General features: G+C 54.6%; 17 protein-coding genes. 5 read left to right on the top strand and 12 right to left on the bottom strand.

Annotated elements, in window-relative coordinates:
• The 12 genes from JI62_RS19135 to JI62_RS19190 form a co-directional block, all read right to left on the bottom strand.
• Positions 1–1211, bottom strand: a 1211-nt coding sequence (locus JI62_RS19135) for a DUF4347 domain-containing protein (RefSeq protein WP_205737553.1), incomplete at its 3' end; no start/stop codon positions are given.
• A gap of 337 nt (positions 1212–1548) precedes the next feature.
• Positions 1549–3090 (bottom strand): class I SAM-dependent methyltransferase, encoded by a 1542-nt coding sequence (locus JI62_RS19140; protein ID WP_088701685.1) that lies wholly within the window; start codon positions 3088–3090, stop codon positions 1549–1551.
• Between the two features lie 58 nt (positions 3091–3148).
• On the bottom strand, positions 3149–4039 hold the full coding sequence (locus tag JI62_RS19145) for a hypothetical protein (protein WP_088701686.1): 891 nt from the start codon (positions 4037–4039) through the stop codon (positions 3149–3151).
• A gap of 408 nt (positions 4040–4447) precedes the next feature.
• Positions 4448–5074 carry a glutathione S-transferase family protein gene (locus JI62_RS19150; RefSeq protein WP_088701687.1) on the bottom strand — a complete coding sequence of 209 codons (627 nt, stop codon included), beginning with the start codon at positions 5072–5074 and terminating at the stop codon, positions 4448–4450.
• Positions 5075–5284: 210 nt separating this feature from the next.
• A complete protein-coding gene (gene mmsB / locus JI62_RS19155) occupies positions 5285–6178 on the bottom strand; it encodes a 3-hydroxyisobutyrate dehydrogenase (RefSeq protein WP_088701688.1) in 894 nt (297 codons plus the stop codon).
• 37 nt (positions 6179–6215) lie between these two features.
• Positions 6216–7331, bottom strand: coding sequence for an enoyl-CoA hydratase/isomerase family protein (locus tag JI62_RS19160; protein ID WP_088701689.1), 1116 nt, complete (start codon positions 7329–7331; stop codon positions 6216–6218).
• Between the two features lie 53 nt (positions 7332–7384).
• Positions 7385–8539 carry an acyl-CoA dehydrogenase family protein gene (locus JI62_RS19165; RefSeq protein ID WP_088701690.1) on the bottom strand — a complete coding sequence of 385 codons (1155 nt, stop codon included), beginning with the start codon at positions 8537–8539 and terminating at the stop codon, positions 7385–7387.
• A 211-nt stretch (positions 8540–8750) separates the two neighbouring features.
• Positions 8751–9743, bottom strand: a complete 993-nt coding sequence (locus tag JI62_RS19170; RefSeq protein WP_088701691.1) for a branched-chain amino acid ABC transporter permease — start codon at positions 9741–9743, stop codon at positions 8751–8753.
• A 2-nt stretch (positions 9744–9745) separates the two neighbouring features.
• Positions 9746–10633: a branched-chain amino acid ABC transporter permease gene (locus JI62_RS19175; RefSeq protein ID WP_088701692.1), complete on the bottom strand. Its 888-nt coding sequence runs from the start codon at positions 10631–10633 to the stop codon at positions 9746–9748.
• 101 nt (positions 10634–10734) lie between these two features.
• Positions 10735–11958 carry an ABC transporter substrate-binding protein gene (locus JI62_RS19180; protein ID WP_088701693.1) on the bottom strand — a complete coding sequence of 408 codons (1224 nt, stop codon included), beginning with the start codon at positions 11956–11958 and terminating at the stop codon, positions 10735–10737.
• A 157-nt stretch (positions 11959–12115) separates the two neighbouring features.
• A complete protein-coding gene (locus JI62_RS19185) occupies positions 12116–12859 on the bottom strand; it encodes an ABC transporter ATP-binding protein (protein ID WP_088701694.1) in 744 nt (247 codons plus the stop codon).
• Positions 12856–13647 carry an ABC transporter ATP-binding protein gene (locus tag JI62_RS19190; protein ID WP_088701695.1) on the bottom strand — a complete coding sequence of 264 codons (792 nt, stop codon included), beginning with the start codon at positions 13645–13647 and terminating at the stop codon, positions 12856–12858. Before JI62_RS19190 ends, JI62_RS19185 begins: the two co-directional genes overlap by 4 nt.
• A 367-nt stretch (positions 13648–14014) precedes the next feature.
• On the opposite strand from JI62_RS19190, the gene JI62_RS19195 reads away from it, so the two are divergent.
• The 5 genes from JI62_RS19195 to JI62_RS19215 all read left to right on the top strand — a co-directional run bounded on the left by JI62_RS19195 (position 14015) and on the right by JI62_RS19215 (position 20265).
• Complete coding sequence (locus JI62_RS19195) at positions 14015–14482, top strand: MerR family transcriptional regulator (protein ID WP_088701696.1); 468 nt, start codon at positions 14015–14017, stop codon at positions 14480–14482.
• A 97-nt stretch (positions 14483–14579) separates the two neighbouring features.
• On the top strand, positions 14580–15749 hold the full coding sequence (locus tag JI62_RS19200; protein WP_088701697.1) for an isovaleryl-CoA dehydrogenase: 1170 nt from the start codon (positions 14580–14582) through the stop codon (positions 15747–15749).
• Between the two features lie 11 nt (positions 15750–15760).
• A complete protein-coding gene (locus JI62_RS19205) occupies positions 15761–17368 on the top strand; it encodes a carboxyl transferase domain-containing protein (RefSeq protein WP_088701698.1) in 1608 nt (535 codons plus the stop codon).
• 12 nt (positions 17369–17380) lie between these two features.
• On the top strand, positions 17381–18205 hold the full coding sequence (locus JI62_RS19210; RefSeq protein WP_088701699.1) for an enoyl-CoA hydratase/isomerase family protein: 825 nt from the start codon (positions 17381–17383) through the stop codon (positions 18203–18205).
• A complete protein-coding gene (locus tag JI62_RS19215) occupies positions 18202–20265 on the top strand; it encodes an acetyl/propionyl/methylcrotonyl-CoA carboxylase subunit alpha (protein ID WP_088701700.1) in 2064 nt (687 codons plus the stop codon). The genes JI62_RS19210 and JI62_RS19215 overlap by 4 nt, the downstream gene beginning before the upstream one ends.
• Positions 20266–20274 lie beyond the last annotated feature (9 nt).

A 20274-nucleotide genomic window follows, 5' to 3' on the forward strand; every position in this document is an offset into this window, starting at 1 on the left:
TTGGCAGTCACTTCCACCGTGTAAGTGTTGTCGCTGTTGCTATCCGCCGGGGCTTCAAAATTGGGCGCACTCTTAAAGCTCAGCGCACCGCTGTTGGCATCCAGCGTGAACAGGGCCTGGTCGGCGCCACCGGTAAGGCTGTAGGTGAGCAGATCGCCGTCCGCATCTGTGGCTACCAGCGTCGTTACCGCGGTGGTGTTTTCGGCCACACTTGCTTTATTGGAGGTGGTAAACACGGGTGTGCTATTTACAGCCGCATCACTGGTAACGAAGTTTAGAAAATCGAGGTTGATTGGCGGCCCCTGCGTAACACCTTGATCCAGAAACCTAACCGTGAAGGAGGTAATGGAATTCAGGTCGACAGATATTATGACTGTTTCATTCGACTGATTTTCAATCGTAGGCGCTGTGACCTTTCTGCCTTCATCTCCATCGGGCAGAATTTCAAGATAATAAGGGTTACTCGTATCGAATGGTCTTACAGTAATACTGTCTAGGTTAAACGGCGTATTGGAAAGGCTTTCGATCGTGAATTCAACAGGGTAAGTAAGCTGCGGATTTTGACTCTCAATATCTATATAAATGGAATCAGGGGTTCCACCCAGATCTCCACCACTCTGATTGTCTGAATAGATCCAATCGTCGGTATTGTCTGTTAACCATGAAGAGTTCAGCGCTACAGTCGAGCCCAGTGTCTGCATAAATTCGCTGCGTACACTCCAAAGCCAATCGCCGACGGGTAAGATATCTCCATGCTGATACTCTAACTCCCAGTCCCCACCCAAATCTCCATGCCCTGTCAAATCATCCGACGCAGCCATATCTGCATTCAGCACTTCGGACAATGCTGCAACAAACTGCTTGCCTTCCTCACTCCCGGCCACATTACAACCATAAATCAGCAGATCACCACCCTCGACCAGGCTGAACTTGATTGTTTCCAGCACATCTGCATATTTATTCAGATTATTGTTATTTAATTGCGCTTGCCCAAGCTGGATTGAACCTTCGCTTCCGTGAGAGAACAGATGTATGCTCTGAATATCTGACCTGCCCGCTATTGCCTGCCCTAATTCAAGAAAGCCGTCGCCTTTGCCAGACAACAGTATCACCTCATGCCCCCCTGCTGTGGCCGCTTCGAGCAGCGACAGGTAACCATTAATGGATTGATCAATCACAACTATGTGGGCGGATTTCATATTAGCAGGCATGAATTCGCTTCCTTTCAGAATAAGCAAGCTTAGAGATAGCAAAATAGGGTTGTTGGGTGTTCAGGTCGCACCAGAAATCCATGATTGGAAGGCGCAAAAAAAGTTGAAGGTGGGCATGTGGCACTCAACCAAAGCGGTATAACGACACTTGTCATGGAGCCACTCGCTTATTGCTGGCGCAGGAATTTCTGCACCTAATAATTGTTATCTTGCGGATAAAAAAGACTTATTACAGAAAAAACTAGAAATGTCAATACATAAAAACGACAAACCTACTTAATTAGTGTTGTTCATCATGGTACTTCTTCGTGGAATAGCAACAACTTCTAAAATACACCTAAACAATCTGCAATTTTTCCAACAGCGGTAGTCGTGCATGCATGAAGTGCCTAGCTTGATCAATGAGAGCTTGGCGATTCTCTTCCTCAGAGGTCAGCGGTTTACCATTCCGCATTAACCGTTGCCCTTGGGTCATGAAAACACTCCATGCAGCCTCTGCCCACTGCTCAGGCTGCACCATCCCCGCACGGCGCGCATCAAGGAAGCGCTGTTCAACTACTCCAACACTTACCCCACCGCCAGTAACAGGACTGGCAAGATAACCCATTTCAGCACCAAGCATCGCCTGACGGCACAGGTGTTCATTAAGACGCTCACATTGATTATGCACGAGCGCAGACATCCTGGGTGATTGCGCTGGCATGACCACCCCCTTGCCGATCAATACCATCAATGCTTCACGTAGCTGGTTAAATGTTACTCCCGACTTATGCAGCTCTTTTTCAAGCTCACCTATAGTTCTAACGCGCTGGTCGCTCAGTACTTCAAGCAGCGGTTGGTAAATAAGTCGCTGCAGCGCCGCAACGCCGTGCACGCCTCTCACCTCTAGGGCTACTTCATCAGCAGGCTGCAATAGCACAATATGTTCACGGCGAATAAAGTCGGCTATTTCCAGGGAATTGAGTCGACGAGCACCTTTTAGCCAGTAATCACGCCGAAAACGTTTATTCGTCATGATGTCCCGGGTGGCGGCCTGAAGTAATGGATGGCTGATCTCTTTTAGCAACGCCTGTTGAGACGAACTAAGCTGCAACCCATCTAGATCATCAAGTGGCTGTGCAGAGCAAGCATAGTTAAGACGCGCTTCACTCAACCAGTTGCCTAGTTGAGTTACGCTCATCGGCGTCCAATCACGATTAAGTAGCTCATGAGCTAGATAACGGCGATCCTGTGATTTGAACTGTGCCAACGCCTGCTGAAGCTGCGGATGAGCACGAGCAAAAACGGGGTCGCTTTGCCACAGCCTTTCAATAAAGGCGAGCGCTTCCTCCAGCTGTGTGGCTGTACTGCCAACAGGTGACCCCATCACATCGGCATGCGCCCTAATCAAATCACGTACTGGCAGCATCGCAGCCCAACCCGGCGAAGTGTTGTAACTGATATACACCGCTCCGCCTGGGTTAAGGCGACGGCTAATAAAGTCAATTATCGTACGCCGGTTAGCATCCCCTACCCAGCTCCAAATACCATGCAACGCTATATAATCAAACATGGGCAGATCATCACGTGCGCAAAATGCAGCAAAGTCGTCGTCCGCCAAATGAATATTTACATCGCCCGCTCTCGACATTTCACGGGCATAGGCTACGTGTGCAGCATTAAAGTCAGTACCCTGCCATGATACTGATGAAGCAGCAGCATGCAGGTTTACACTTACCCCCTGACCAAAACCTAGCTCACAGGCATGTTCAATAACAGGAGGTATCCATCCTGCATTGAGTAGCAGCAAGCGAAGGCGCAATGGATTTAACTCAGCATAATAGCCGCGAGTATATTCCTGATCGGTGACGTAACCTGCATCTGTTGATGTTGATGCCATTTCTGTGCTCCTAGGGAGGTTTCAGCAACAATTATGAGTTGCAGGATTCTGACACCTTCTACTTTATTTTGATTCGGAAACGCGCCAATTCAGCATTTATGTGTAACACTTCCCTCACTGACCTATCGCGCTGCTTCAAAGCTTCAACTTCCCTTTGTTCTCGGTAGCAAGCACACATTGCTAAGGCCTCAGTCTGCCCAATTTTAGGTTCAGCAGCCAGCGTGACAGAAAGCGCGGCCAAACGGCCATGCATAAAATTGAACAGATTCTTCGCCATCAACGCCTGCTTCAGCACAGATTCAGAGGGATAAAAAGCACCTGCCTGCGTGAGAGCAATCATATAGTTGCTAGCAGATTGAACCTGAACAAACCCGTCAGCAGTCAAGCTAATTAACGGAAAGTAAGGTGCCAGCGATGGGATAAGATGATTAGGATAAACGCAAGCTTGCCAATAGCGCGCAGCCACCATTGAGAAATGATAAAAATCGTTAATCGGTGCAAATTTCGCCTCAGCGAAAGGCAGTATTTCAACCGGCTGTTTATAGGGGTTTACAGTATCGTTTGCCACATCCACATACAGCGTGCCAAGCAATAAAGCATTTTGAAAGTATTCACCGCGCAAATCCCCCCACACCTGGCGTACTGAACCTCCCACGCGCACAAAATTCCTCAATGCGTTAAACCCACAGGCGGCTTCAGGTTTGAGCGTGCAAGGATTAAGGTTCCGCAAATGCTGAAAAATAGCCTCGGAAATTTCCAGGCATTGTCCAAGTGGGTAGGGCTTATCCTGCTTTAGCGGTCTCAGTTGACTAAGTTTAGTATCCAGCGATTGGCGCAGATCTACAAACAAAACCATAAGCTCACCAATTGCTGGCATCAGGAACTGTTCCGTCAGCGCTTGCTGCACCGTTTCATCAATTACTCGTGGTTCGTTTGGTAACAGTGGCATTAAGACTCCCACATGGAACATGCACTAAAAACTAAGAGCATATAACAACATCTGCACACTTATAAGTCGCTAAGCGAAGTACATCAAAATTCAAAAGCTACCGCTACTATTATGTCTTTATTCTTTTAAGAAAAGATTGATATAAAGAAAACCACACGCCTGTGACTAGCTTACGCGGCCGCTGGTAGCCCATGCCTGCATCGTAAAAACAAGCAAATATTGATATGTTAGCTTTTCAATATAAAGCCCCACTTTATAATAGAAGCTGACGTATTATACTGGTGGTTAAATAACGTTTTCTGTCAGTCCGCTCTTTTACCCACACTGCAACTTTACCCAATGAGCACCAAAAATCAGGCACGTCAATTTGGGACGTACAGCATGAACTATTACACCGACGCCCAATATTTAAGTAACCGGAATCACCACCACTTTTTGGTAGGCGGGGCGTTCAGCGATTTGTTGGTACCAGCGCTCTAGATTGGGGCGCGGCTGCCAGGTTAGGCCGATATGCCACAAGTTGTAGACAAAGGGTGCAACGGCAATATCGCCCAGGCCAAACTCATTGCCCGAGAAGAACGCTTGTTTCGCCAGCACGTTATCCATCAATTCGAACAGCTCTTCACACGCCTGCATACCCGCTTCAATGGCAGCATTATCGCGTTTTTCGGGTGGGGTTCTGACATAGCCCATCAGGATCGTGCGGTGCCTGGGTGACAGGGTGCTGTTCGACCAATCCATCCACTTTTCTGCCTGCGCCCGTTCGGCGGGGGCTTCGATCCATAGCTTGCTTTGCCCATACTGGGCGGCAAGGTAGCGAATAATCGTATTGGATTCCCACAGCACGCTGTTGGTAGCGTCATCTTTGAGTAGCGGCACTAGTCCGGTGGGGTTCATAGCCAGGTATTCCGGCGTATTGTTAACCCCGTGCTCAAGCCCCGCCTGTATCTGCTCGAACGGCAAATCCAGCTCTTCTAGCACCCAGCGCACTTTTTTGACGTTGGTGGAGTTGTTGCGGCCCCAAAGCGTGATCATGGTAGTCCTTGTATATGAGCAAAGAGAGGAAGTTGAGTTTGCCTCGCTCGGGTTGGAGTGGCAAGTTGAGGCGAGCTTGGTGGCGACTCAGGGGCGGCTGTGCCGCCCTCCCGCGGGTGCCTCGTGTTGCTCGTTCCTCGCAAAACTCGTTACCACGCGCTACATAACCCCGCTCCTCACCACTTACGATTCACACCTCACACCTTACCCTCACTCTTTATCCTGATAAAACTGCATCAGGCTAGAGAAGTCGAGTTTACCGTTGCCTTTGGCTTTATGCAGGGTGAACAGTGAGCGGGCGGCGGAGCCCATGGGGACTGCGGAGGCGCTTTGTTGGCTGACATCCATGGCGAGGCCTAAGTCTTTGACCATCAGGTCGACCTGGAAGCCGCCTTGGTAGTTTTTTGAGGCCGGTGCGTTTTCCATGACGCCTGGGTAGGGATTGTAAACATTTAGCGCCCAGTTACCGCCGGAGCTCTGCTTCATGATTTCTGAAAGCACCGCGGGGTCCAGGCCGTTTTTAACCCCCATATTGATCGCTTCGCAGGTACCCGCCATCAGGATAGAGAGCAGCATGTTGTTGCAGACTTTGGCCACCTGCCCTGCGCCATGGCCTCCAGCATGGAAGATGTTTTTGCCCATGGCTTCCAGCACCGGTTTGGCCAGCCTGAACTCGACCTCGCTGCCCCCCACAATAAAGGTCAAGGTGCCCGCTTGAGCGCCGCCCACGCCACCGGAAACCGGCGCATCGACAAAGCCGATACCCAGCTTCTCGCCCTCTTCAGCAACGCCTCGGGCAGTGGCACCGTCAATGGTAGAGCAGTCGATAACCAGCGCTCCACGTTTGATCACTTCAAACAGTGGCGCATCGTCTTCAATATATAGCCCGCGTACATGCTTTCCGGCGGGCAGCATTGAAATGATAAAGTCGGCGTCGGTGGCAGCTTCCTGGGCCGAGAAAGCCACTTCACAGCCATTCGCTTTGGCGGTCTCTTGCGCCTCTTGAGAAAGATCAAATGCGCGCACGTCAAAGCCTGCTTTTACTAGGTTGGCAGCCATGGGGCCGCCCATATTGCCCAGGCCGATAAATGCGATGGTGTTCATTTTATTATCCTTATTAGCCGGTAATGGGAAGATTATATTAGCGTAGATCCGCCAGCGGATTTTGCGACCATGCAGAAGATAGTAGCTCGTTGATAAAGCCCTCCTCTACCGAGGCCACGTCTGGATACGTCCAGTTCGGTTGACCGTCTTTATCAACCAGCAGTGCGCGCACGCCCTCGGGGAACTCACGGTGGCGGCAGCATTGCACCGAGAGCGACATTTCGGATTGGAACACCTCTGCCAGCGACATATGCTTGGCGCGCTTTAGCTGCTCATCGATTAACTTAACAGAGACAGGGCTGCCGTGGGCCAGCGTTTGTTGGGCTTTGCTAAACCACTTATTGTCGCTTTTTACCGCCGTAATGGCGGCGACAATTTGTTCTACGCTGTCGTGATCCATCAATTCACGGATCAGTGGAGAGTGTTGGTAAACGGGCGCTTCCAGCTCGGCGAATACCGGCTGCGATGTTTGCTCAAGCTCCCGCATAATTCGGTTAACCACACCGCTGGCATCGGTATTTTCACCGGCACCCCAGCGCGCGTCGGTCAACTGCTGCAATAGGGCATCACGGTGGTGGCTGGCGATACAGCGGTCAGCCAAGCCAAGGTGAACAGCATCTGGGGCATTGATTTGGCCGCCGGTCATGGCCAAAAAGCGCCCTGCGCCGTTGGGCAGGCGGTTCAAAAACCAGCTGGCGCCTACATCCGGGTAGAGGCCGATAGTGACTTCCGGCATGGCCAAACGCGAGGTCTCGGTCACGACACGGTGGCTACTGGCGCTTAACAGCCCCATGCCGCCGCCCATCACAATGCCGTTGCCCCAGCAGATCACCGGCTTGGGGTAGGTGTGCAAAAGAAAATCGAGCCGATACTCGGTCTCGAAAAAGCGCTCGGGGAAGCTGGGGTCGCCCTCTCCGGTAATCGTTTTATACAGATTCACCACGTCGCCACCGGCACAAAACGCTTTTTCGCCTGCGCTATCCAACAGCACCGCCACCACCCGATCGTCAGTGGCCCAGGCGCGCAGGCGGGGCAACATCTCTTCACACATCTCAAGCGTTAACGCGTTCAGCGAGCGCTCGGCATTGAGCTTAACCTCAGCAATTACGTGGCCGTCTTGGGTGGCGTGTTCAGTAAACAGTACGCTGCTCATTGGCATTCCTTATCCGTCGCTATCGTTTCCACCGTTACCTTATTCATCGTCATTTACAGCTCGGTGGCGCCGTCTGCCAGCACCCGGCGGGAGATGATCAGCCGCATGATTTCGTTGGTGCCTTCAAGAATCCGGTGTACCCGGGTATCGCGAACGTAGCGCTCCATGGGGTACTCCTTGATATAGCCATTGCCGCCGTAAAGTTGAAGCGCTTCGTCGCACACCTTGAAGCCCACATCGGTAGCAAAGCGCTTGGCCATGGCACAGTAGGTCGGTGCATCGGCGTGGCCTGCGTCCAGCTTGGTAGCGGCCATGCGCACCAGCTGCCGGGCGGCCACCAGCTCGGTGACCATATCCGCCAAGCGGAACTGCAGCGCCTGGAACTCGGCTAAGCGCTTACCGAACTGTTTGCGCTCCAGCATATACTCCCGCGCTTTGTTGATCGCCTGCTGGGCGGTGCCGATAGAGCAGGTAGCAATATTGATACGCCCGCCGTCGAGGCCCTTCATGGCGATTTTAAAACCGTCGCCTTCATTGCCGAGCAGATGATTGGCGGGTACTCGCACGTCTTCAAAGGTGATCATGCGGGTTGGCTGGCTGTTCCAGCCCATTTTCTCTTCCTTGCGCCCATAGCTAATGCCGTCACTCTTGGCATCGACCGCAAACGCCGAGACACCGCTGGCACCCTCGCCGCCGGTGCGGGCCATCACCACCAGAAAGTCGGTACTCCCGGCGCCGGAAATAAACATCTTACTGCCGGTCAGCACGTAGTGATCGCCATCGCGCTTGGCGGTGGTTTTCAGCGAGGCGGCGTCGGAGCCTGAATTGGGCTCGGTTAAACAGTAGGAGCCCAGCAGCTCACCTGTAGCCAGCCTTGCGCCCCACTGCTCGACCGCTTCCGGCGTGCCGAAATCCGCCAACATCCAGGTCACCATATTGTGAATGGTTAGATAAGCGGTGGTAGAGGTGCAACCCATAGAGAGCTGTTCAAAAATGATGCTGGCATCCAGACGTGAAAGGCCCAACCCGCCCACGCTTTCTGGCGCGTAAAGGGAGCAGAAGCCCAGCTCGCCCGCTTTGCGAATCACATCGACGGGGAAAAACGAGGTCTGATCCCATTCGGCGGCGTGGGGCTCCAGCTCGTTTTGGGCAAACGCCCGGGCCATATCGGCAAAGGCGACCTGGTCTTCATTGAGCTCAAAATTCATGGCGTATCTCCGCTAATGTGCGAGCACACAGGGTGTTGTCGTTATAATTGACGTTTACGTTAACTTATCTATTTACCTCACTACAAGCAACATACCAGCGCTTGCGACCTTAGGCGTAGGCCTTATAAAAGAATCAAAAAAAGGGCGCCAAACGGCGCCCAACAGGAAGTATTTATAAGTACGGGACAGAGAGAGTGCTATTAAAAAGCGCTTACTTAAAGTTTTTGCGATACATCTTGTCCAGCTCACCGATGATCCCGCTGCGGAAGCTGAGCACACAGACCACAAAGATGATGCCCAAAATCACGCTGACCCAGTTACCCAGCGGCGACTGCGCCAGGATATGCTGCAAACTGACCACAATACCTGCGCCCATTAACGGGCCCAGCAAGGTGCCCACACCGCCCAGCAAGGTCATCAGTATTACCTCACCGGACATATGCCAGTGCGCATCGGTCAGCGAAGCCAGCTGGAAGACCACGGTTTTGGTGGAACCCGCCAAGCCCGCTAAACCTGCAGAGATCACGAACGCCACTAGCTTGTAGGCGTCGGTGTTGTAGCCCAGCGATACCGCGCGGGGCTCGTTTTCACGAATCGCTTTTAGCACTTGGCCAAACGGCGAGTGCACCGTGCGCTGAATCAGCGCAAAGCCGAAGATGAAAATCGCGAACACAAAGTAGTACATTGCCAGGTTGCTGCTCAGGCTAATAAACCCAAACAGTTCTCCACGGGGCACGCCATGCAAGCCATCCTCACCGCCGGTAAACGGGGCCTGCACAAACATGAAGTACACCAGCTGGGCGATCGCTAAAGTCACCATGGCAAAATAGATGCCCTGACGCCTGATGGAGAGCACCCCAAAAACCACCCCAAGCAGCGTGGCCAGAACAGTCCCGGCGATAATACCCAGCTCCGGGGTTAATCCAGGGTAGCTCGCCAACAGGTAGCCGGTTACGTAACCGCCTGTTGCCAAGAAAGCGGCATGGCCGAAAGACAGCAGACCCGCATAGCCAAGCAATAGGTTGAACGCGCAGGCAAACAGCGCAAAACAGAGCACTTTCATCAAGAATACGGGGTAGGCCAAAAATGGCGCTATCAACCCCACCACGATTAGCGCCAGATAGAACATATTGCGGCGAAACCTGGCCCGCTTCTGACGTTCCAGTACCGCGGATGGCGCCGCCATTGATTGAGATTCTGCCATGTTCATGCCTCCTTACCGAACAGCCCAACGGGGCGCAACATGAGCACGAGGATCATGACAAGAAAGATCACCGTGTTAGCGGCTTCCGGATAGTAGACCTTGGTCAGCCCTTCGATAATCCCCATGGAGAGGCCGGTAATAATGGCGCCTAGAATCGAGCCCATCCCGCCAATGACTACCACTGCAAACACCACGATCAGCAAGCTTGAGCCCATGGTCGGCGAAACCGGATAGAGCGGCGCTGCCAGCACGCCAGCAAAGGCAGCCAGACCCACCCCAAACCCATAGGTGAGCGTAATCAGCAGCGGTACATTAACGCCAAAGGCTTGCATCAGCTGCGAGTTCTCAGTACCCGCGCGAAGGTAAGCACCCAAACGGGTACGCTCGATCATAAACCAGGTAAACAGGCACATCGCCAGCGCTGCCACCAGCACCCAGGCGCGATATGTCGGTAGGAACATAAAGCCCAGGTTCAAACCACCCTGGAAGATTTCCGGTGTCGCGTAGCGCGCCCCGGAAACACCGAAGAAGTTGACCAGCGTGCCCTCGAAAATGAGCGCTAAGCCGAAGGTTAGCAATAGCCCATAAAGGTGATCCAAATGGGCAATACGGCGCAGCAAAAAACGCTCAAGCAGCACCCCAAAAGCACCGACCACTAGAGGTACTAAAAACAGTGCCAGCCAGTAATTAATGCCCAAATAGCGAAAGCCTAACAGTGCAGCGAAGGCTCCCAGCATGTATTGCGCCCCATGGGCAAAGTTGACGATCTTCAACAGGCCGAAGATGACCGCCAGGCCCAGGCTAAGCAGTGCGTAAAAGGCGCCATTCACAAGACCCAGCGTTAGCTGGCCCATGAAGACGGCCATTGGCACGCCGAATATCATCGTCATAACGCGACTCTCCTCGCCCTCAAACAGTTGGCGGCAACTTGCCGCCAACCGGTTCTACACATCACTTGCAATGGCTATCTGGCTCAAGCTCAGCCTGGAAATTAGTTTTGCACCAATTTGCACTGGCTTTCAGATAGCGGGCGGTAGGCTTCTTCGGCGGGAATGGTGCTGAGGATTTCGTAAAGATCCCACTCACCGGTGGACTCATCCGGTGTTTTCACCTGGGCCAGGTACATATCGTGGATCATGCGGCCATCTTCACGAATGGTGCCGTTACGGGCGAAGAAGTCTTCAACCGGCATTTCAGCCATTTGCGCGCGTACGGTTTCAGGGTCGTCAGTGCCCGCAGCCTCAACGGCTTTCAGGTAGTGCATGGTGCTGGAGTAGATGCCCGCTTGTACCATGGTCGGCATGCGGCCCACTTCATCGAAATAGCGCTGCGCCCATTCGCGGGACTGCTCATCCATGTCCCAGTACCAGCCGGTAGTTAGCAGCAGGTTCTGGGTAGCTTCTAGGCCAAGGGCGTGCACGTCATTCAAGAAAATCAACAGGCCTGCTAGCTGCTGCCCGGATTGCGTCAGGCCAAACTGGCTGGCCGTGGTGATGGCATTAACGGTGTCGGCACCGGCGTTGGCAAGACCAACAATTTTCGCGCCAGAGCCTTGGGCTTGAAGGATGTACGATGAGAAATCATTGGTGGGGAACGGGTGGCGTACGCCGCCAACAATTTCACCGCCGCTCTCTTCAACGACTTTGGTTACATCGGCTTCCAGGGCATGGCCAAACGCGTAGTCAGCGGTCAGCATAAACCACGTATCGCCGCCCTGCTCTACAACGGCCTTGGCAGTACCATTAGCCAGCGGGTAGGTGTCGTACACCCAGTGAATATGGTTAGGGGTGCAGTGCTCGTTGGTAATACTGGAAGCCGCGGAGCCTGAGACGATACCCAGGCCGTTGTTCTCTTCCAGCACTTTGGTGACCGCAATCGACACAGAAGACGCTACCAAGCCGCCGACCATATCGACGTTATCCTGGTCGATCCAGCCCCGCACGGTGTTGGCACCCACATCAGCGCTATTGCGATCGTCGGCACTGGAAATAACGATGGATGCACCGTTTACACTGCCGCCAAAATCGGCCACCGCCATCTCCATGGCGGTCAAGCCGCCCGGTCCTGCGAGGTCGCGATAAGTGCCGGACATATCAGCCAGATAGCCAATACGGACTTCACCATCGCTCATATCTGCCTGGGCGGTGGACACAGCGAGGCTTGAAGCTGCCGCCACGGCGATACTGGCAGTCAGCGTTTTTTTCATAAAGGTCATGTTCGACTCCTGGCCCTGAGGGCCTTGTTGTTGTGATATAGCTGTTGTGGTGCAGCTGTTATGGTGTGCTTGAGCGGTTGTGCAACGATCTATCAAGTGAATGATTCATTAATTGTTATTGTGAGCGAGTATGTCATTAGGTGCGTCTGCTGGTGCGTTATACCCCTAGCATTGAGTTGAGGTGTTCCCGTCGCGATGGCAGCTGCGCGGCGCTGATTTCTTCGACAATCTGACCGTGATCCATCACGAAGTGGCGATCCGCCAGCGGCGCCGCAAAGCGAAAGTTCTGCTCTACAAGCACAATGGTCATACCGCGCTCTTTTAGCTGAACCAACACCTCGGCAAGTTTCTGCACAATGACGGGCGCAAGGCCTTCGGTAATCTCATCGAGTAGCAGCATTCTTGCTCCCGTGCGCAAGATACGCGCCATGGCCAGCATCTGCTGCTCGCCACCGGAGAGCCGTGTGCCCTGGCTTTTACGCCGCTCATAGAGGTTCGGAAACATGGCGTAGATTTCGTCCAGACTCATACCGCCGGAACGCACGGTAGGCGGGAGCAGCAGGTTCTCATGCACATCCAAGCTGGCAAAAATGCCGCGCTCCTCAGGGCAGTAACCAATACCTAACCGGGGAATATGGTGCGGCTTCATGTTTAACGTCTCATTGCCGTTAATCACGATAGAACCCGTGCGCCGCCCCACCATGTTCATAATCGATTTCAGCGTGGTGCTTCGGCCTGCACCGTTGCGCCCCAGCAGCGTCACCAGCTCGCCACGCTTCACATCAAAATTGACGCCGTGCAGGATATGCGACTCGCCATAAAAGGCGTGCAGATCCTGAACGCGCAACATTTCCAGGCTTTGCGTGTTTTCAACAGGCGCTTGCGCTTCAGCGGTATTCATACAGCGGCTCCCTCCTCTTCCGCGGCGTCGCTGCCCATATAGGCTTCGCGCACTAGTGGGTTTCGGGAAACAGCATCGTAATCTCCCTCAGCCAGTACCGCCCCCCGCGCCAGTACGGTAATTCGGTCACACAGGCGGCTAACAACGCTCAGGTTGTGCTCCACCATCAATACAGTGCGCCCCTGGGAGACGCGTTTAATCAGCGCCACGATGCGGTCGACGTCTTCCGCGCCCATACCTTGAGTCGGCTCATCAAGCAGCATCATGGTGGGATCGAGCGCAAGCGTAGTGGCCAGTTCAAGCGCTCGTTTACGACCATAGGGCATCTCTACCGTTAGCGTATCGGCATATTCCCGCAGCCCCACTTCTTCCAGAAGTTCAAGGGCACGTTCATTAAGGTGATCCAGGGATTTCTCAGACTTCCAGAAATGAAACGAGGTGCCCAGCTTGCGCTGCAGGGCCACTCGCACATTCTCCAGCGCCGTCATATGCGCGAATACCGCTGAGATCTGAAATGAGCGCACTAGCCCTAATTGGGCAATTTCGTTGGATTTTTTACTGGTAATCGACTTGCCGCGATACAAAATATCGCCATGGGTCGGTGGCAGAAACTTAGTCAAGAGATTGAAGACAGTGGTTTTACCAGCGCCATTAGGCCCTATCAGCGCGTGTATATGTCCTTCCTGCACCTGAAGATTGACGTCATCCACGGCAGTAAAGCCGCGAAACTCTTTGGTCAGCCCTCGGGTTTCGAGGACACATCCCTGAAGGACATCGTTTGCACTCATAGAGTGGCAGCCTCTTATTGTTGTAGTGCTGAATGCGGTACTGGCTAAGGCGGCACCCTTATTATGATTATGGGCTACCAATGCCTTACCTGAACGTAAGGTGTATGTGCAAACTAGCAACTCTCGCTATGGCAATACAATTACAACTTTGGTCTATCGGCGATAGTTTGTAGAATCAACAATCGACTTATAAATATAAATATCAATAACTTAAACCATTTCAACGCTTTTCAACTGCTAGCAACTATTGCTTTACGTTAACGTAAACTTGTTTTAGCCTCAGTGGCAGTGTTCCATAGAAGGCATATCGTAGGAATGATCTTTAGCCATTATTGTTAACAACATGCCTTTTTGAGAGAACGTCACCATGAGCAAAACTTACTCGATCAGTGAACTGGCCAGCGAGTTTGATTTAACTACCCGAAGCATTCGTTTCTATGAGGATCAAGAACTGCTTCACCCCACCCGCCGCGGTCAAACCCGGGTTTATAGCAGTAAAGACCGGGTTCGCCTCAAGCTCACCATTCGCGGTAAGCGGCTGGGATTTTCATTGGCCGAAATTCGCGAGCTCTTCGAGCTTTGGGATGAAACCCGCAGCGGCAGTAAAAAGCAGTTGCATTTAATGCTCAGCAAAATAGCCGAGCGCAGGGCAGCTCTCGACCAGCAGATGAAAGACATCACCATGGTGCAGTTAGAGCTTGAAAGCGCCGAAATTCGCTGCCGCCAAGCGTTAGAAGAACTAAATGAAAAAGGCCCACATGAAACACAAACCGAAGAGGAGCGAGCGGGCAGTTCCGAAAAAGCCGCCCCCTCCTCTTCCGCCACTATGCACTGACTCGGCGCCCGGTCATCTATAACGCCAGCTCGACTCGCCGATAAAGCTAGCCAGCATAGTTAGCAAACACCAATAAATTAGCGACAGGTGATTGACCATGTTTTCACACTACTCAGAACTTAATTTTGGCCTCGATGATGAACTGAACATGCTGCGTGAGCAGGTCAACGCCTTTGCGGCCAGCGAGATTGCCCCCCGTGCGGCCGAAATCGACCGTAACAACGAGTTCCCCAACGACCTGTGGAAGAAGTTTGGCGATATGGGGCTGTTAGGGATTACCGTTCCTGAAGAGGATGGTGGCAGCGGCATGGGTTATCTTGCCCACTGTATCGCCATGGAGGAGATCTCCCGGGCCAGCGCCTCGGTAGCGCTCTCTTACGGCGCCCACTCCAACCTGTGCGTTAACCAGATCAAGATCAACGCCTCCCCCGAACAGAAAGCCAAGTACCTACCCAAGCTGATCAGTGGCGACCACGTGGGCGCCCTGGCCATGTCGGAACCCGGCGCTGGTTCTGACGTGGTGTCGATGCAGCTACGTGCCAAGCAGAGTGGCGATCACTACATCCTTAACGGCAACAAAATGTGGATCACCAATGGTCCGGATGCGGATGTGCTGGTGGTGTACGCCAAAACAGACCCAGACGCCGGTTCCAAAGGCATCACAGCGTTTATTATCGAAAAAGGTATGCCCGGCTTCTCCACCGCCCAGAAACTCGACAAGCTGGGCATGCGCGGCTCCAACACCTGTGAATTGGTATTCCAGGATTGCGCTGTGCCTGCTGAAAATATTCTCGGCGGCGAAGGCAAAGGCGTACGCGTACTAATGAGCGGTTTGGATTACGAGCGAACCGTGCTCGCCGCTGGCCCCATTGGCATTATGCAGGCCGCCATGGATGTGGTGATGCCCTATATCCATGAGCGTAAACAGTTCAACCAGTCGATCGGTGAGTTCCAACTGGTGCAGGGCAAAGTGGCGGATATGTATACCACCCTGAACGCCTGCCGCGCCTATTTATATGCCGTTGCAGGCGCCTGCGACCGCGGCCAAACGTCCCGCAAAGACGCCGCTGGGGTGATTCTCTACTGCGCCGAAAAAGCCACCCAGGTGGCACTGGACTCCATTCAGCTACTCGGCGGCAACGGCTATATCAACGAATACCCCACCGGACGCCTGCTGCGCGATGCCAAATTGTATGAAATTGGCGCGGGCACCAGCGAGATTCGGCGGATGCTGATTGGTCGCGAACTGTTTACTGAAAGCAAATAAAAGGCCGCGCTATGAGCACTGTGAATAGCCAGATCAATCCGCGCAGCGATGTGTTTCAAGCCAACGAAGCCTCCATGCTCGGTGAAGTGAACAAACTGCGTGAGCTGACCGCCGCCGTCGCCCAGGGTGGCGGTGCCAAAGCCCGCGAGCGCCACGAAAGCCGCGGCAAACTGTTTGTGCGTGACCGCATCGATCATTTGATCGATGAAGGTTCGCCGTTTTTAGAATTCTCCGCTCTGGCGGCCCACAACATTTACGATAGCGAGATACCCGCCGCGGGCGTGGTCACCGGTATTGGCCGCGTTTCCGGCGTCGAATGTGTGATCGTTGCCAACGACGCCACGGTCAAAGGCGGCACCTACTTTCCGCTGACAGTGAAAAAACACATCCGCGCCCAGGAGATCGCCCGCAAGCATCGCCTGCCGTGCATCTATTTAGTCGATTCCGGCGGCGCCTTCCTGCCCCGGCAGGATGAAGTCTTCCCCGACCGCGACCACTTTGGGCGCATTTTCTACAACCAGGCGACCATGTCCGCCGAAGGCATTCCGCAAATCGCCGTGGTGATGGGTTCCTGTACCGCAGGCGGCGCTTACGTGCCCGCCATGGCGGATGAGTCGATTATCGTTAAAGAGCAGGGCACGATTTTCCTGGGTGGCCCGCCCTTGGTGAAAGCCGCCACCGGTGAAAGCATTAGCGCCGAAGACCTGGGCGGTGCCGATGTTCACGCCAAGGTCAGCGGTGTCGCCGACCACTACGCCGAAAACGACGCCCATGCGCTGCAGCTGGCTCGCGCCTGTGTGTCGCGGTTGAATTGGCAAAAGCGCGGCAAGCTCGCCATGCAGGCGCCCAAACCACCCAAACTCGACCCTGCTGAGCTGTATGGCATTGTCGGCACCGACCTGAAAAAGCCCTACGACGTGCGGGAAGTGATTGGCCGTATCGTCGACGACTCCGATTTCGACGAGTTCAAACGCTACTACGGCGAAACCCTGGTCACCGGCTTTGCCCATATTCACGGCTACCCGGTGGGTATTGTGGCCAATAACGGCGTGCTGTTTTCCGAAAGCGCGGTGAAAGGCGCGCACTTTATTGAGCTCTGCGCCCAGCGCAAGATTCCGCTGATCTTCCTCCAGAACATTACCGGCTTTATGGTCGGCTCCAAGTACGAGCATGAAGGTATCGCCAAGCACGGCGCCAAACTGGTCACCGCTGTGGCCTGCGCCAAGGTGCCCAAATACACCGTTCTGATTGGCGGCAGCTTCGGCGCCGGTAACTACGGTATGTGTGGCCGCGCCTACGATCCTAACCTGCTGTTTATGTGGCCCAACGCGCGCATTTCAGTGATGGGCGGCGAACAGGCGGCGGGCGTGCTGGCCCAGGTTAAGCGCGAGCAGCACGAACGCGAAGGCCGTGAGTGGAGCAAAGAGGACGAAGAAGCCTTTAAGCAGCCTACCCGCGATCAGTACGAGCATCAGGGCCACCCCTACTACGCCAGCGCCCGCTTATGGGATGACGGCGTGATTGATCCGCTGCAAACCCGCGATGTGTTAGGGCTTTCTTTAGCTGCCGCGATGAACGCAGAAATCGAAGAGACGCGCTTCGGCGTGTTCAGGATGTAAGGGGGTCTTACCATGGCTTACTCAACGCTGACTATAGAAGAGGGTGTGGCGCGCCTGACCTTAAACCGCCCCGAGGTGCATAACGCTTTTGACGACAGCCTGATCGCTGAACTAAACGCGCACCTTGACCAGTTGCATACGTTGGCTGAAGCAGGCGATGTGCGCGCGGTAGTGCTGGGTTCAGAAGGCAAAAGCTTCTCCGCGGGTGCCGATCTGAACTGGATGAAGCGCATGGTCGATTACGACCTGGAAGATAACCTCGCCGACTCCCGCAAGCTTGCCGCCCTCATGCACGGGCTCGATACACTGCCCTGCCCTACGGTTTGCCGCGTTCAAGGGGCTGCCTTTGGCGGCGCGGTGGGCTTGGCCGCCTGCTGCGACATAGCGATCGCCTCGGGTAAAGCCAAATTCTGCCTTTCAGAAGTCAAAATTGGTCTATCGCCCGCGGTCATCAGCCCTTACGTGCAGCGAGCCCTGGGCGAGCGACAGATGCGCCGCTATGCGTTAACCGCAGAAGTCATGGACGCCGAAATAGCGCTCGCGCTGGGTTTAGTCCATCTGGTGGTGGAGCACGATAAGCTAGACGAGGAAGTGGACGCCATGCTGGCAACCCTATTATCCGGCTCGCCCCAAGCCCAGCGCGCCACTAAGGCACTAATGGCCACAGTTGCTCAAGCGCCTGACAGTGACGCCACCCGCGAACATACCTGCCAAGTTATCGCCAAACTACGGGTAAGCCAAGAAGGGCAAGAGGGTTTATCCAGCTTTTTTGAGAAGCGCCGCCCCGTCTGGGCTGATTCTAATAACACACCCCACGCTTCGGAGCGTCGCTCATGAGCTACACATCAGTAACTGAAAACGCCGCTCGCACAACGCCTTTTGATACGCTTTTGGTGGCTAACCGGGGTGAAATCGCCTGCCGTGTAATGCGCACTGCACGCCGTATGGGTCTGAAAACCGTCGCCGTTTACTCCGATGCTGATGCCACAGCCCGCCATGTGCGTGAAGCCGATGAAGCCGTGCGCTTAGGCCCTGCCGCTGCGCGCGAAAGCTATCTGAATATTGATGCGGTCATCGACGCCGCCAAGCGCACCGGCACCGGCGCGATTCACCCCGGCTACGGTTTTCTATCCGAAAATGGCAGCTTCGTTAAGGCCCTTGAAGAAGCGGGCATTACCTTTGTCGGCCCGCCGGCCTCGGCAATTGCCGCCATGGGCGATAAATCTGCTGCTAAAGCCCGCATGGCCAATGCGGGCGTGCCGCTGGTGCCGGGCTATCACGGCGATGAGCAGAACGACGCCTTGCTGCGCAGCGAAGCCGACAAAATTGGCTACCCGGTGATGCTCAAAGCCAGCGCCGGTGGCGGTGGTAAAGGCATGCGCGTGGTGGAATCTGGCGATGGTTTTCAAGCCGCATTAGATGGCTGCCGCCGTGAGTCAAAAGCCGCCTTCGGCGATGACCGCATGCTAATCGAGAAGTATCTGGTGCAACCGCGCCATGTGGAAGTGCAGGTGTTCTGTGACCGTCATGGCAACGGCGTTTACCTGTTCGAACGGGACTGCAGCGTTCAGCGCCGCCATCAAAAAGTCATCGAAGAGGCCCCCGCCCCCGGCATGACGGCGGAGCTGCGCAGCGCCATGGGTGATGCCGCCGTCCGCGCCGCCCAGGAGATCGGCTACGTAGGCGCAGGCACCGTCGAGTTCCTTTTAGACATTGACGGTTCGTTCTACTTTATGGAAATGAACACCCGTCTTCAGGTTGAGCACCCGGTTACCGAAATGATCACCGGTCAGGACTTGGTGGAGTGGCAGTTGCGCGTGGCCATGGGCGAACCGCTGCCTTGCAGCCAAGACGAGCTAACCATTACCGGCCACAGCTTTGAGGCACGCATTTACGCCGAAGACCCGGATCAGGATTTCCTACCCGCTACCGGCCTGCTCACCCGCTTTGCGCTGGATTTAGCAGGCGCGGGCTTGAGCGCTGATCAGGTGCGTCTGGACAGCGGCGTGGAGAGTGGCGATGCGGTGTCGATGCACTACGACCCCATGCTCGCCAAGCTAATCGTGCACGGTGCTGACCGCGATGCGGCACTAGCCACCCTTAACCGCGCCTTGGCGGCGCTGGACGTACAGGGCGTGGTGACCAACCGCGCCTTCTTAATGCGCCTAGCCACTCACCCAGGCTTTAAGAACGTGGAGCTGGACACCCGCTTTATTGAGCGTAATGAAGCGACGCTGTTTGCACCGCGCACCTACAGCATGGAGGCCTACGCCAGCGCCGCGCTGATTGGCCTGAATCAACTCGCCCAGGAGTGCGAAAGCGACTCCCCCTGGGATCGCCACGACGGCTTCCGCCTGAATGCCCCCCACACTATTCGCATTGCGCTGTGTGACCCGGCAGATGTAAAAGCCGCTGATAGTGACGAGGCGGTTGTGATCGTAGAAGGTAAACGCAACGCTGGCGAGGCGCTGTGGAACCTGACTATCGGCAATGACACCCTCACCGCAAGCCTACAGCCGCTCACCGGTGATGCGGTAGCGGTCACGCTAAACGGCCATCGCCGCCGCCTTCAGGCGCGTCGCGATGGTCATGTGGTGGTAATGGCCGACCCCAGCGGTGAAACCCGACTGTTCTGGCGGCGTATCGATGCCATAGATCATGGTCACCACGAAGCGGAATCCACGCTAACAGCGCCTATGAATGGCACCGTAGTGGCGCTACTCGTGGAGCCCGGCGTGGCGGTTGAGAAAGGCATGCCGCTAATGGTGATGGAAGCGATGAAAATGGAGCACACCATGACCGCCCCCGCCGATGGCAGCGTGGCAACCTTCCACTTCCAGGCAGGTGACACGGTCAGCCAGGGCGCCGTTTTACTCGACTTTGCGGCCAACGAATAGGAGTTCACG

Origin of the sequence: Halomonas campaniensis, from assembly GCF_002211105.1 — a bacterium.
In the GTDB taxonomy this organism is placed as follows: Bacteria; Pseudomonadota; Gammaproteobacteria; order Pseudomonadales; family Halomonadaceae; genus Vreelandella; species Vreelandella campaniensis_A.